Here is a 13,926-nt window from a genome sequence, read left to right as displayed (position 1 = left end):
TGCACCGATGAATTAACCAAGGCTAATTCTGCGCCCTGACTGGCTTTATCACCTTCTTGCGAAGTTGCTCTGCCGTGTCAGTGGATGCGCATTATAGGGAGATTTTGAAACCGCGCAAGGGCTTTTTCAGAAAAATGTTTCATCCTTTGACTGACTGATTAAGAATCCACCAAGTTGAGTTTATGAATAAACGTAATGACAATAAATAACACGATAATCCTCGATAACCAGACATAAGCTTTAATTGGCTTATTTGAATGAACCCAATTATTAGTAGAGGTTTTGTTATCGAAGATATCGTTTAAAAACGAGCAATCCTCTCATGGCGAGCCAGCCATTGAAGTCGCAATGAACATATGAATTAATGTGCACCATATCATTCAACGTTAACGGTTTGCAGGGATATATAAAGGCTTAATCCGTTGATGAGGATAAACGAGTTAGATAAGCAGGAACATCTGCCACACTATCAAGAACCACAGTCGCACTATCCATTGCTTCTTGGGTTACGCTTTTCCCGGTACGCACTAGGATTCGAATCGGTACCCCTGCCGCTGCCGCTGCTAGCATATCATCACGCTTATCACCAACCATCACCGAACGGTTCACATCTATTTTTAAAAACTTAGCCGCGGTCAGTAGCATTCCAGGTTTAGGCTTTCGACATTCGCAGTCAACTTTATATTCAGCGAGACCTTTTTCTGCGTGATGCGGGCAATAGTAGATCCCATCTAAATCAACCCCTTTGTCAGCAAAATTCCAGTCCATCCACTCCGTGAGTGTCGCAAACTGCTCTTCACTATACATACCTCGGGCAATGCCCGATTGGTTGGTCACTACAACTAACTTATAGCCAGCGTCTTTTAACGCTTTTGTTGCTTCAAACACCCCTTCAACATATTCAAAGTCATCGACTTGATGAACATATCCATGATCCAAATTGATCACACCATCACGATCTAAAAATACTGCCGGGGTCACCGTCTTTCTCCTCACCTTTTAATTACAAGCTATTATTCCAGCTAACCGCTGCAATTCATACTCTCATTTTCACAATAATTCACAATCAACTCGCAAGTTCACAACTTCGGTTCATCGCAATGAATGGGTTAGTCAGACAAAAAAGCACTTAAAAAAACTAACATTTTCGAGCAGAACGTAAGAAACATAAGTTCATCGGCAAACCCAACAAATTTAGGAAGCAGTCCTGGAACTGCGACTATGCTTATATTCTTGCTTGTTTTTACTTTATTTATCTAATATGACACGTTAACCTTTAGCCGCTTGTTTAACCAGATAGAGTTCCTTCGATCATGATGACTCAACCCATCGCACATAAAACGCGGACACAACTGGTCGTAGAAATACTCAGGGAAAAAATTCTCTCAGGTGATATTCCTGCAGGAAAGCCTTTAAGGCAAAGTGCGCTTGCAACCATGCTCAATGTCAGCCGCATTCCCATCCGTGAAGCTTTAGTACAATTGGAAGCTGAAGGTCTTGTTGTATTCGAGGCGCATAAAGGTGCTACGGTAAGCCCTTTGTCGGTTGAACAAGTCACGGAGCTGTTTGAACTCAGGGCGTTGACTGAAACAGATCTATTAGCAAAAGCCATCCCACAGTTATCGGATAGCGACATTGAGCAAGCACAAAATGTGTTAGACAAGATGAACGCAGCATTTAAGCAGGTCGATTCTGTAGCGAGCTGGAGTGTTCTAAACACCGAATTCCATACTTGTTTATATCAAGCCGCTCAACGTCCACACACTCTGGCCGTTGTTCACGGGCTCAATACGATGTGTGACCGATATATCCGTTTGCAGCTTTTACTTGATGGCGGCATTCCACAAGCAGAGCAAGAACACAAACAACTACTTAGCTATTGTAGAGATAAACAAATCGAACAAGCCGTTGATTTACTTAAGCAGCATATTTTGCAAGCTGCTGAAGCAATTAAAGAACGAGTCGCCAAACAGGTGGCCTAGATCACGGACGAATGTACCCACCTTCTCTAAGCTAAGACGATGAACTATCAGGCAGAAAAAGAATTCTGCTTTTTTAATAAGAGAAAATTCATGCAGTATGCTCATATTACCGGATGGGGAAAATGTGTCCCTCCCGCAACACTTACAAATCACGACCTTGCGACGTTCATCGAAACTTCTGATGAATGGATAAAACCTCGTACAGGAATAAGCCAAAGGCACATTAGTCATGTCAATACATCGGGCCTAGCCGTTGTTGCGGCAAAAAGAGCTTTAGCCGCTGCGGGCCTTGAAGGCAGTGATATCGATATGATTATCCTTGCCACTGCAAGCCCAGATACTCTTATTCCTAATATAGCTTCAACAGTACAAGCTGAAATCGGTGCAAAATGTGCGGCTTTTGATGTGAATGCAGCCTGCAGTGGATTCTTATACGGTTTAGGTCTTGCAAGTTCATTGATCAAAAGTGGTCAGAACCAAAAAGTTCTTGTGATCGGTGCCGAACGACTGTCTTTTTACTTAGATTGGTCTCGTCGTGAAACAGCCGTGTTATTTGGCGATGGTGCTGGCGCAGTGGTATTAGAGGCAAGCGAAATCGAAGGTGGTGTACTGGGCTATGAGCTCAACAATGACCCCGCTGGGCGCGATATACTATCGGCCGGTTTTGGTACAGCTATGGACCGATTTGCTGCAGAATCCCTCGATTTCTTTATTCAATTTGATGGCCAAGAAATTTTCAAGCGTGCAATTAACGGCATGGGTAAGCTAAGTAAGAAAGTTCTAGAGAAATGTAATATCGATAAAGACGAAGTTGACTGGGTCATTCCACACCAGGCCAATGAACGAATTATTGATACTCTCATTAGCCGTATGAAAATTCCAAAAGAAAAGGCTGTGGTAAATATTGCGAATTACGGCAACACATCGGCAGCTACGATTCCTATTGCTATCTGTGATGCACTAGAAAAAGGCATGATTAAGCCAAATCAAACCATTCTGTCTTGTGCCTTCGGAGCAGGCTTAACGTCAGCAGCATTAGCCCTAAAATGGGGAGACCGAGTAACTCCACTTGCAGAGTCCGATGCCGAATTGCCACCCTGCGATAAAACAGGCATTGAACTTGTGAAACGCGCAGTAGACCATTTTTGTAAATAAAGGTTTGTAAAAAGCTTAAGTCTATCCAGCTTAGACCTCAGGCTGATGATGCCAAAGGGTGAAGCTGCACGGTTATGGCACTTAACCATTTAACACGAGTTATATGGTTAAGTGATTTCACCACTCACGAATGGGCTTCTTTCAATTTGATCCCAATAAATTGACTTTTTAAAATGCACCGCCATTTTTTGACTCAATGTCTCAAAACTCGCAATCGCAACCGACTCATTCGTTAGGCACTCCCATACGAATCGATGACAGTTATTATCAAACAGATCATAATCTCGATAAGAAAATATTTGGTTGCTTGCGGCCTCTAAACAATGGCTAGATACCAAAGGCTGATGATGGGCATCACAAGCAATAAAAATGTTATTGCCACTTCGACCAGCAAGAAATCGCTGCACAGAAACAGCTCGAATTAAACCACTACCATGAAGTTCAATAATCGTATCCTCACCCAGCCAAATGCCACTATGCTCAATCACGCCAAACACAAAACAACAAATAATTGAACCCGGTACCGGCTTTACACGCAAAAAACCTTGCTCATATAAGCTCGGCTCCTGAATTAATCTTGGTTCCAGTACACCGGCCTTCTGCGGTATGTTTAGCCGACGCCTTAATTCTATTTTTTGGCGACGAGCGCGGTCTTCAGCGAGCATTCCCGCACCCACGATTGCACTACCTAACAGAATGAGAGGGATAGCCATATTCAAGGCTCCTCGATGAAAAGCTTATATTAAAATTAGAAGAGATAAATGGAAAAAGGAATTACAAAATTGTAAATAAACTTGCGCTAACTTTAACCTGCACTTTAAGTCTCAACGACGCGTAAAACCTAGGTGAGCTTCGCGATATCCGCGATTTTAACCTGACCTTGCGTTGATATCGCCTGGATTTGTGCCAGCAATAACTCACCGCAAGCCAACGCATCAATGAGGGCGTTGTGGGCGTTATAAACAGGTAAGTTATACCTCGCTCGGCTAGCGCCAAGACGCAGCGCGCCATCTTGGAGGGTTTCGTGTTGTTTTAACAATCGGTTTCGCTCAATCATTAATGTATCTATAACAGGCAATTTGACATTTTCATTATAGATTTTTTGGAATTGAACCTGCAGAAACCGAATATCTAATGGAGCATGATGAGCCACAATGAACTTTCCTTGTGTCTGTTCAAGCAACCACTCAATCGCTTCTTCAATTGATACTGCATCTTCTAAGTGATGGTCCAAAATACCGTGAATCGTGGCACTTTGACCGACACTGCCATCAATTTTAATGAGCTTATGCTCGGCTTGCTGCATTTGCAATTGCCCATGGGATATCGGCACGATTCCTATGCTCAAAATCTGATCCACTTGAGGGTCTAAACCGGTCATTTCAAGATCGAGTGCAACCAATTCAACATCATTAACATTTAAATTCAAAACACGATTCAAGGCCTCCAAGTAACGCTGCAAAGTGACATGCTTACACTTTAGCAGTTGTTTTCGTAATCGCATTTTTAACCAGAAACTCGCTAACAAACTAAAATGTCCTCGTAAATTTCAACTTCATACCCGATTGTGCATCATGCACCACCTTAAACGCATCTCGCAATTGATGGCGAACCAGTGACGACAAATTTTGGGGCAAGAGGTAGTTTGTACACGCTTGATCATGGGTGAACTGATGCCCTTGATTCGCTAATCGCATATGCCCAATGAACTCGTGCGCATCGGCCAAATTGAGCGCATCTTTGCGGTTGATGATATTCATTTCCATCAACACGCGGATCCTTTTTGCTGTATTCACTTCTTTAATTCCTGCAAACAACGAATACACACGTGCAATATCATTAATCAACGCACTGCCACGATGCTTTAAATCAATTCCTTTCACTTCACTGCCATCTCTCTCGAGCACAAACTTACGGAAGAAACCAAGCGGTGGCGCTTCAGACAGTGCATTACCAGCAAGCCCGGCCAAGAAAATATCGTTGCCTTTTGTATTGGCAAGTACCCGATCTTGTAGTGCATCAAACAAGCTAATTGGGCCGTAAACCGAACGCATATCGAAAAAGATACTCGCGTGCATCAGTGCTTTAGGCTGCGGCGACATGACCCATTGCTCAAAGACCCCTTGCCACTTTTCTAATGACATACACCACTGCGGATTTTGCGCCATAATATCGCCGGGACAATACACGTAACCACATTCGTTTAAGCCCGCACAAACCGCTTTAGTAAGAGCTTCGAAATATGCTTTGGCATGTTCATCCGGCTCATGCGCAAGTAATAAGCCGTTATCTTGGTCTGAGCAAGCAGCTTGATCTTGTCTCCCCTGAGAGCCGAATGAAAGCCAACAAAAAGGCATCGGTGCTTCCCCAAGTACTTGCTGGTTCAGATGAATAAGTCGCCTTGTCAAGGCATCGGTCACGGAGGTTAGAATTCGTCCAATCTCTTCAGCTCTCGCATCAGCACTGATCAGGTTTTGAAGTAGTAATGGGATTTGTTTGCTTACATTGATGAGGCTAGGTAAATCTTTTTGACGCTCAATTTCACCAATGAGCAACAACGGTTGTGAGCTTTGACCACGCAATATGTCAGTACTTGTTATCACACCTACAGCTTTATCTTCTTCTACGACAGGTAAATGGTGGATACTATGCTCGCTCATTAATAGCATCGCTTCGAATACTATTGTATTTGGATGTACCGTAATTGGCGTGGTGGTCATCGCTTGGTGAACCGGTAAAGCACCATCAAGCCCCTCGGCTAATACACGATTGCGAAGATCTCGGTCAGTTAAAATACCTGCAAGTTTATGATTATCAATAACCAGTACAGAAGAAACTCTTGCTTGACGCATCAATTGTGCCGCTTGAAGAATTGTCGACTGCATATCAATCGTCAGTGGGCTAGAAGACATTAGTGTTCTAATGCGGCTCGTCGTCGTTAACTCTTTTGCTTTAAAGCGCCCTTGGTGACGCATTCTTTTTGCATATGCACGATTGAAAAAACGATCAAATAAACGACTTTCCTTACGCAAGTCGTCAAAAGATTCTAAGTCTAAATGGTAAACTAGTGCATCTTCTAAGATATGGACTCTTGTATTGACTTCTCCACTCAACAAAGAAGGAAAACCAAAATAGTCTCCCTCCCCCAATCGGTCAATCAGCTCCCCATCAGGATCCGTTACCTCAAACGCGCCACTACGAACGATATAAAGCTGTGGGTTATCAGCATCAAGCGGGACGTATCCCTGCGCTTTACCGTAATAACCAATGGTTAGTCGTTTGCAGCATTGCAGCAACGTTTGCTCTGATAAATCATCAAAAGGCACTAAACTCTTTAGAAAATCAAGTACAGGTTGAAGCTCACTTGCATCCATAACTCTATTCTCATTGGGGCGATAACTTATTTCACTATACCTGTAAGCCAGTTGCCAAAACTAGTCGACCAAAGCCCAACACCGCTTCAATTATTTACCCCAAATAAAAAAGCCTTGCTCAACAGCAAGGCTTTTTAAAAGTGTTCACTTAAACTTTAGTGGCTTTGAGCTCCACCAGAGCCTTTAGGGAAACGAATTCCTTCAACCATTTCTTGCACAGAATCAGGTACTTTCGCTGTCACTTTGCTTACACCAAAGGCAACAGCAAAGTTAATCAACATACCAAGCATACCAATACCTTCAGGAGACACTCCTAGGAACCAATTTGCAGGGTTATTATCACCAGGATTCATAAACTTAAAGTAAATGATGTATGCCGCAGTGAAACCTAAACCTGTAATCATACCGGCGATTGCACCTTCTTTGTTAATCGTCTTCGAGAAGATCCCCATAACAATTGCAGGGAAGAGCGAGGAAGCTGCAAGACCAAAAGCAATTGCGACGACCGCAGCAACAAAGCCTGGTGGATTAATCCCGAAATAGCCCGCCATCACAATACCAGCGGCGGCGGCAATTCGCGCAAACATCAATTCTTTCTTATCTGAGATGTCTGGCATCAGATTTTTCTTAAGCAAATCATGGGATACGGAAGTTGAAATCACGAGTAATAAGCCCGCGGATGTCGATAACGCAGCAGCTAGACCACCTGCAGCAACCAATGCAATCACCCAAGCTGGAAGATCTGCAATTTCAGGCGTTGCAAGAACCATGATATCGCGGTCAATCTTCATTTCATTTTCAGGGCCCTTGGCATAGTAAATCTTGCCATCAGCATTTTTATCATCCCACTTAATCAAGCCCGTTTTTTCCCAGTTCTTAATCCACTGTGGTGCAGTTTCATATGCAACACCTGTTGAATCAGGACCGTTAATGGTTTCAATCATGTTTACACGTGAGAATGCAGCCAAAGCTGGAATTGTCGTATACATAATTGCAATGAATACAAGCGCCCAACCCGCTGAAGAACGAGAGTCTTTTACTTTAGGTACGGTAAAGAAACGAACGATAACGTGTGGTAAACCCGCAGTACCGAACATTAATGCACCAGTAATAAAGAACACATCAATAGTACTCTTCGACCCTTCGGTATACTGGGCAAACCCGAGTTCATTGGAGAGACCGTCGAGTTTATCGAGTAGGTAGGTTCCAGTTCCATTACCCGCAGCATCGACTAATTCAGCACCGAAGCCAATTTGAGGCAAGATGTGACCTGTCATCATCACAGAAATGAAAATTGCAGGAACCATGAATGCGAAAATAAGAACACAGTACTGAGCAACCTGAGTATAAGTAATCCCCTTCATACCACCAAGAACCGCGTAGAAGAATACAACTGCCATACCAATGTATACACCGGTTTCTACATCAACTTCTAGGAAGCGCGAGAATACAACACCCACACCACGCATTTGACCCGCAATATATGTGAAACAGATGAAAATCGCACAAACGACCGCTACGGTACGTGCTGCTTGAGAGTAATAACGATCACCGATGAAATCTGGGACGGTAAACTTACCGAACTTACGTAAGTAGGGAGCCATACATAAGGCCAGTAGTACATAACCACCTGTCCACCCCATCAGATAGACACTGCCGTCAAAACCGACGAAAGAGACAATACCAGCAAGGGAGATGAATGAAGCTGCAGACATCCAGTCGGCAGCTGTTGCCATACCGTTGACTACAGGATGAACACCACCACCAGCGACGTAGAACTCTTTAGTCGAGCCTGCTCGCGACCAGATGGCGATGCCGATATAGAGGGCAAATGTAAAGCCCACAATTAGATATGTTAACGTTTGAACATCCATTATAGTTATCCTTTAGTCTTCGTGAACGTTATATTTTTTGTCCAGCGCGTTCGCCTTTGCCGCATAGACAAAGATAAGCGCCACGAACACATACATTGCGCCCTGTTGTGCAAACCAGAAACCCAACTTGAATCCCATGAAATGAATTTCATTGAGCACATCAACCAGTAAAATCCCGCAGCCAAATGACACTGCAGCCCATATTGCTAACAGGCTGAGTACTAAACGTAAGTTTTCACGCCAGTAACCTTGTGCCTGATCATTATTTTCAAAACTCATAGCGACTCCCTTGTGCTAGTTTTTCTTTTAAGTCAGGTTTAATCTAGCAAGCAAAAGTGTGACGAGAATCACGACCTTAGTCTAAGCCAATTGGTAAAACCAATTTACAAAAACCAAAATAACAATGATTTACAGCATGTTAGAGATATCTAAATCATTAACACGTTAGAAATGCTGTCGCTTGTGTTAGACCAATGTCGCACTGGACGTTGGTAGAATTTCCGATTAGTAAAACAAAAACGAGCAAAGCCAGACACTTCGTCTAGCTTTTCTCATTTTGTTCGAGTTATTGATGGAAATATTGACGGGTAGATTTGAAATTAAAGATACATTGCTATCACTTGAATACAAGGAATTGCATTTAGCATTGCTTGAGCATATCCACTAGGTTGGAGTATCGATATTGAAAGCCTAACTCCTCGGTAATCTTATGCCCGTTGATGACTTTACTAGGTAAATGCTGAGCATTAAATTGCGGAGGCGTGCACTGTAAATCGACCGCCGCTTGTGAATAAAAGTCTTTCCGAGTTGGATGGTGTGGCGAACAAAGATTATAAACAGGGCTGGTAGTTTTGGATTGAAGCACTGTGTGCGTCGCACCAATACAATCTTCCAAATGGACTAAGTTCACTACACAGTTTCCACCGCTTAAGTCACATTTCCCTGCCATAAAACGACCAGGATGCCGCTTAGGGCCGACCAACCCTGCAAAGCGAAGTACACAGGTTTCTTCTTTATTTAAATACAAATCTTCTGCATCGAGTAAAATTCGTGCTCGCTCGGAATGGGCACTCGCTTGAGTTTCATCAAACTCAGCATCTTTGCTGTCATACACCCCCGTCGTACTTATAAAGATAAGTTTCTTAAAATCGTGAAGCGTAATAACTTGATACAGCCGGTTGACTCTCTCTAAGTAATCTAACCTTCCAGCGCGCATATTAGGGGGAATGTTCACCACTAAGTAATCCACGTCAAGAAAAGCATGGAGCGCTTTTCGCTGTTGGCTTGACAGAGGCTGATCCAAATCTAGCCCCATTGCAGAAATTGACTTGGATCGGAGCATATCTACACCAGCAGCACTTCTTTTCGTGCCTTTAACGATAAAACCCTGCTTAAGAAGTGACTCTGCCAGAGGCAAACCAAACCAGCCACAACCTAAGATCGCCACACTTTGATTATTCGCACTCATTCAAACTCCTAGCCTTAAATCGATTCAGAAAGGCAGTTTCCCAATTTATAAAATGATCATATGGTCCAGTAGAGGGTTACAGCTGAACACCAACACCCGCGAAGTCGAAGGAAAGTATTGTCGATGTTTACAGCTCTAGGGAACTAAAATAAAAACTAATCGCTGAATCAGCTTGTAAGACTTTCATGCAAGCTTCCGGTAATTGCTCCACCATGACGGCATCCTCAATTTCAATGCCTTCTTGCAGCAAAAAACGAAGCTTAGGTTCACTGCCATCGGGTTGACAAGCCCATACATTGGGTTGCTTTACCGACGTCGTCGTCATCATTACTTTTGCGAAGCTTTCGTCGGCCAGCTTAACCAAAGTGCCAGGCGGGTATATTCCGAGTAATTTAACTAAAACTGCAACCAAAGGCTCTGCATGCTTACCGGCACGATTCTTAAACAGGTAACCAAGCGCCACTTTCGGAGATGGCGGATACAAATCGCTTAAAATTTGTTCATAATCATTGGCGAGACTAACCACTTGCGTTGGAATTGGAATTTTATTGCCCTTTAATCCATCAGGATAACCAGAACCATCGATATACTCATGATGATGCAAAACAATATTCAATGCTGCCTTTGGAAACAACCCACTTTTATCAAGTAAGTCAAAGCCAAACTTTGGGTGCATTTTCATAAAATTTAGCTCAGGCGTGGTTAGCTCTCCACGCTTGTTACGAATATCTTCAGGCACTTTCATTTTGCCAAAATCGTGGAACAAACTCCCCAGAGCGATATCTCGGAGCTCACTCACACTCAAGTCAAGGGCCTGGCCAATCATCATGCTCAAAACCGCGACAGATATACCATGTTGGGTCACAGAGACCCGTATATCACCACTACTCACTAGTGCAAGCTTTGGAGCTTCTGTTTCTTGAATATGTGCCACCAAATCTTCAACGAGTGACGCCGACGCTCGATAAGCACCTTCGGGATCGCTGCCCACCTTCCCCAAAACTTCTCGGCTTTGATTAATCGTTTTAATAAAGCGCTGTTGACTTAAACGCATCGCTTTGCGGGTTTCTTGTTGTAAATCTTTTTCGACAATCTCTTGCGTGGTTTCTATGTCTGATTGTTCAGTTTCTGGCTCTTCAACTAAGAACTCCTCACCGGCAAGGAGATACACATAAGTTACACCGAGGCTCTTAATAAGCTCTATTTGTGACGCTTCTTTGAGTTCAATGCGGTTAAACAAAAAAGGATGATTGGTATAAGACAGCGGCAACTTCACGGTCAAACCGAGCTGCAGTTTGGATACTGAAATTTTAGGAGACTCTTCTTTCGCCACGCTGACTACGCCCTTTCAATTACACTCTCACTAAATTTACACCAGTATGATGCATATTTCATTATAGATCATTGAATTAAGTGAGCATGGACTCAAGGCATATAAAACAGGGTTACCAGTCTGAACGGTAAAGCTGCAAATGCTTCGATTTAACTAGATATAAGGAGCACCAAAATAAAAATAAAGCGTCAAATCCAAAGCTCCAATTAAATAAGAAATCGGCATGAACGAGTCGCTGCACTAAAATCCCACCATCGACGAGCAACAAAAGCAACAAAATAACTCTTAGCTGCCTAAATATATATCTCGGCCAAGTCAAAGTGCGCTTTCTTTCAGCAAGCACAACACCATACAGCAAAGCCGCTCCAAAGCCCGAAGCGAGAGCTAATAAAAACTCTTCTTTTTGTGGATAAATCAGCCGAACCAGCCCCGCGCGATCGTTAAACTGTGTGAGTGACATGATCCAGACACACCAGCCTCTCGCTAAAAACGCTAACATCAAATAGAGAAAAATTGGTGGTTTGACATGACCCCGATCGTCTAACCATTTTATATGACTGAAATTCAACTGACCCAACACCTTAAAAAAAAGAGCACCATCATGTCTGATATGGTGCTCTTTATGAATTAATCAATACTTGTAGAGACAGAGACCGCCGTTCACTTGCAACCTAGCCCTGCCCCAAAACTTCTAACAGACCTTGCTCATCAAGTACTTTTACACCGAGCTGCTCGGCCTTGGCAAGCTTTGACCCAGCCGCCTCACCTGCAACTAAACAGTCTGTGTTTTTAGATACACTGCCAGCAACCTTAGCGCCTAACGCTTGTAACTGAGCTTTAGCATCATTTCGATTTAGTCGAGAGAGTGTTCCGGTCAATACCCAAGTTTGTCCACTTAACGGCATTTCATCAGCACTTTTGATTTGCTCATCTGGCCAATGAACACCTGCATCCACTAAAGCCTGAATGACGTCTAAATTATGTTGCTGAGCAAAAAAGCTCACAACATGTTTCGCCACAATCGTTCCAACATCATCCACTTCGATGAGCGAATCCAAATCTGCAGCTTGTAGTGCCGCCAACCCTCGATAATGAGCCGCTAAATTTGCAGCTGTTGCTTCCCCGACTTCACGGATCCCCAATGCATATAGAAACTTGGCGAAACTGGTTTGTTTTGAGGATTCAATTGAGACAACCAGTTTAGTCGCTGATTTCATCCCCATACGCTCCAACATCGTAAGCATTGATGGTGTTAGCTTAAACAAATCAGCAGGGCTTTGAACCAGCTCTTTATCAATTAACTGTTCGACAATCTTGTCACCCATTCCATCAATATCGAGTGCTTTTCGAGAAGCAAAGTGTTTGATCGCTTCTTTTCGTTGCGCTTCACAGAACAAACCGCCACTGCAGCGCGCGACAGCTTCCCCTTCTATTTTTTCGATCTGTGATTGACAAACTGGACACAACTTTGGAAATTCAATGTCTCTGCACATTTGAGACCGTTTATCTAACACCACAGCCACAACCTGCGGAATAACGTCACCGGCACGTCGAATAATAATACTATCTCCGACTTTCACGCCGAGGCGTGCAATTTCATCAGCGTTGTGCAGACTTGCATTAGAAACCGTAACCCCGCCAACAAAAACAGGTTTTAAGCGTGCAACAGGCGTAATCGCACCCGTTCGCCCAACTTGGAAATCAACGCCTTCTAATACGGTAATCTCTTCCTGTGCTGGAAATTTATAAGCTGTTGCCCATCTTGGTGCTTTAGCAACAAAACCGAGCGCTTGTTGATGCTGAATACTGTCGACCTTTATGACGACACCATCGATTTCAAAATTGAGTTGGTCACGACGTTGCAAAATATCTTGGTAGTAATGCTCTACATCTTGAATTGAACGACACAATTTGACTTCTTCGCTCACAGGAAAACCTAGCTGTTTCAGTGCCATCAACTGCTGGTAATGACTGGTTTCTAGCGCAAAAGAATCACCTTCGACAACCCCCAATGCATAGGCATAAAACCCGAGACTACGACTCGCCGTAATTTTACTATCAAGCTGTCTTAAACTACCCGCGGCGGCATTTCTTGGATTTACAAACTCTTTGTCGCCCTTCTTTCTCGCGACGTCATTCAAGTGTTCAAATGCTGCTTTGGGCATAATAACTTCACCACGAACTTCGATGAGTTCAGGAATATTGTCCCCTTGAATGCGTAGCGGTACGCTGCGAATGGTTTTCACATTTTCAGTAATATTCTCGCCTACAGTGCCATCACCACGAGTCGCAGCGCGTTCAAGTACACCCTGTCTATACAGCAAGCTAACAGCCAAGCCATCCAGCTTAGGCTCACAACAAAACTCTAGCGTTTCAGGTACTTTTTCTTGATTACGTTGAGAAAACTGGGTGAATTCCACCTCGTTAAAAACATTATCTAAGCTGAGCATTGGCATCAAATGAGTCGCTTGCTCAAATTTATCAAGCGCATGCCCGCCGACTCTTTGGCTTGGGCTATCCGGCAAAATCCATTGGGCATTTTCCGACTCCAATTGCTTCAAGCGCTGCATCAAACGATCGTACTCAGCATCAGGAATAGTCGGCTCATCATTCACATAATAGCGAATGTTATGCTGATTCAACTCTTGAGTTAATTGTTGGATTTCTTGTTGTATCTTGTTCATGGTATTCCCATAAAAAAGGCCGCCAATGCGACCTCTCGTTGTAATTCACCGACAGC

12 protein-coding genes are annotated in these 13,926 nt (G+C 43.5%); 2 read left to right on the top strand and 10 right to left on the bottom strand.

Features of this window, described 5'->3' with window-relative positions; genetic code table 11:
• Positions 1-414: 414 nt before the first annotated feature.
• On the bottom strand, positions 415-981 hold the full coding sequence (gene gmhB / locus IEY18_RS11445; protein WP_188920925.1) for a D-glycero-beta-D-manno-heptose 1,7-bisphosphate 7-phosphatase: 567 nt from the start codon (positions 979-981) through the stop codon (positions 415-417).
• Between the two features lie 329 nt (positions 982-1,310).
• Between gmhB and IEY18_RS11440 the strand changes: the two genes are divergently transcribed.
• Both IEY18_RS11440 and IEY18_RS11435 read left to right on the top strand, forming a co-directional pair.
• Positions 1,311-1,982: a GntR family transcriptional regulator gene (locus IEY18_RS11440; RefSeq protein ID WP_188920951.1), complete on the top strand. Its 672-nt coding sequence runs from the start codon at positions 1,311-1,313 to the stop codon at positions 1,980-1,982.
• Between the two features lie 90 nt (positions 1,983-2,072).
• Positions 2,073-3,137, top strand: coding sequence for a ketoacyl-ACP synthase III (locus IEY18_RS11435; protein ID WP_188920923.1), 1,065 nt, complete (start codon positions 2,073-2,075; stop codon positions 3,135-3,137).
• Positions 3,138-3,244: 107 nt separating this feature from the next.
• Here the strand turns inward: IEY18_RS11435 and IEY18_RS11430 are convergent, their stop codons facing one another.
• The 9 genes from IEY18_RS11430 to ligA form a co-directional block, all read right to left on the bottom strand.
• Positions 3,245-3,850, bottom strand: a complete 606-nt coding sequence (locus IEY18_RS11430) for a hypothetical protein (protein WP_188920921.1) — start codon at positions 3,848-3,850, stop codon at positions 3,245-3,247.
• Positions 3,851-3,978: 128 nt separating this feature from the next.
• Positions 3,979-4,641 (bottom strand): exonuclease domain-containing protein, encoded by a 663-nt coding sequence (locus tag IEY18_RS11425; RefSeq protein WP_188920919.1) that lies wholly within the window; start codon positions 4,639-4,641, stop codon positions 3,979-3,981.
• A 25-nt stretch (positions 4,642-4,666) separates the two neighbouring features.
• Positions 4,667-6,511: a DUF294 nucleotidyltransferase-like domain-containing protein gene (locus IEY18_RS11420; RefSeq protein ID WP_188920917.1), complete on the bottom strand. Its 1,845-nt coding sequence runs from the start codon at positions 6,509-6,511 to the stop codon at positions 4,667-4,669.
• 155 nt (positions 6,512-6,666) lie between these two features.
• Positions 6,667-8,385, bottom strand: a complete 1,719-nt coding sequence (locus tag IEY18_RS11415) for a sodium:solute symporter family protein (protein ID WP_188920914.1) — start codon at positions 8,383-8,385, stop codon at positions 6,667-6,669.
• 12 nt (positions 8,386-8,397) lie between these two features.
• The gene (locus tag IEY18_RS11410) at positions 8,398-8,664 is read right to left on the bottom strand and encodes a DUF4212 domain-containing protein (protein WP_188920912.1); all 267 of its coding nucleotides are present in this window, start codon (positions 8,662-8,664) and stop codon (positions 8,398-8,400) included.
• A 361-nt stretch (positions 8,665-9,025) separates the two neighbouring features.
• The gene (locus tag IEY18_RS11405; RefSeq protein ID WP_188920910.1) at positions 9,026-9,853 is read right to left on the bottom strand and encodes an SDR family oxidoreductase; all 828 of its coding nucleotides are present in this window, start codon (positions 9,851-9,853) and stop codon (positions 9,026-9,028) included.
• A gap of 127 nt (positions 9,854-9,980) precedes the next feature.
• On the bottom strand, positions 9,981-11,186 hold the full coding sequence (locus IEY18_RS11400; RefSeq protein ID WP_188920909.1) for a cyclic di-GMP phosphodiesterase: 1,206 nt from the start codon (positions 11,184-11,186) through the stop codon (positions 9,981-9,983).
• A 112-nt stretch (positions 11,187-11,298) separates the two neighbouring features.
• The gene (locus IEY18_RS11395) at positions 11,299-11,766 is read right to left on the bottom strand and encodes a DUF2919 domain-containing protein (RefSeq protein ID WP_308424064.1); all 468 of its coding nucleotides are present in this window, start codon (positions 11,764-11,766) and stop codon (positions 11,299-11,301) included.
• Positions 11,767-11,857: 91 nt separating this feature from the next.
• Entirely contained in the window at positions 11,858-13,870 is a 2,013-nt protein-coding gene (ligA, locus tag IEY18_RS11390) for an NAD-dependent DNA ligase LigA (protein WP_188920905.1), read from the bottom strand.
• Positions 13,871-13,926 lie beyond the last annotated feature (56 nt).

The sequence above is a fragment of the Shewanella gelidii genome (assembly GCF_014647855.1).
Lineage (GTDB): Bacteria > Pseudomonadota > Gammaproteobacteria > Enterobacterales > Shewanellaceae > Shewanella > Shewanella gelidii.
Note: the sequence above shows the minus strand (reverse complement) of the source record. Positions and strands in the feature narration are given on the sequence as shown.

What these genes read in the sequence shown, in the direction of transcription:
- IEY18_RS11435 (WP_188920923.1), top strand. Translation starts at nt 2,073, where the DNA reads ATGCAGTATGCTCATATTACCGGATGGGGAAAATGTGTCCCTCCCGCA.
- IEY18_RS11430 (WP_188920921.1), bottom strand. Translation starts at nt 3,850, where the DNA reads ATGGCTATCCCTCTCATTCTGTTAGGTAGTGCAATCGTGGGTGCGGGA.
- IEY18_RS11425 (WP_188920919.1), bottom strand. Translation starts at nt 4,641, where the DNA reads ATGCGATTACGAAAACAACTGCTAAAGTGTAAGCATGTCACTTTGCAG.
- IEY18_RS11420 (WP_188920917.1), bottom strand. Translation starts at nt 6,511, where the DNA reads ATGGATGCAAGTGAGCTTCAACCTGTACTTGATTTTCTAAAGAGTTTA.
- IEY18_RS11415 (WP_188920914.1), bottom strand. Translation starts at nt 8,385, where the DNA reads ATGGATGTTCAAACGTTAACATATCTAATTGTGGGCTTTACATTTGCC.
- IEY18_RS11410 (WP_188920912.1), bottom strand. Translation starts at nt 8,664, where the DNA reads ATGAGTTTTGAAAATAATGATCAGGCACAAGGTTACTGGCGTGAAAAC.
- IEY18_RS11405 (WP_188920910.1), bottom strand. Translation starts at nt 9,853, where the DNA reads ATGAGTGCGAATAATCAAAGTGTGGCGATCTTAGGTTGTGGCTGGTTT.
- ligA (WP_188920905.1), bottom strand. Translation starts at nt 13,870, where the DNA reads ATGAACAAGATACAACAAGAAATCCAACAATTAACTCAAGAGTTGAAT.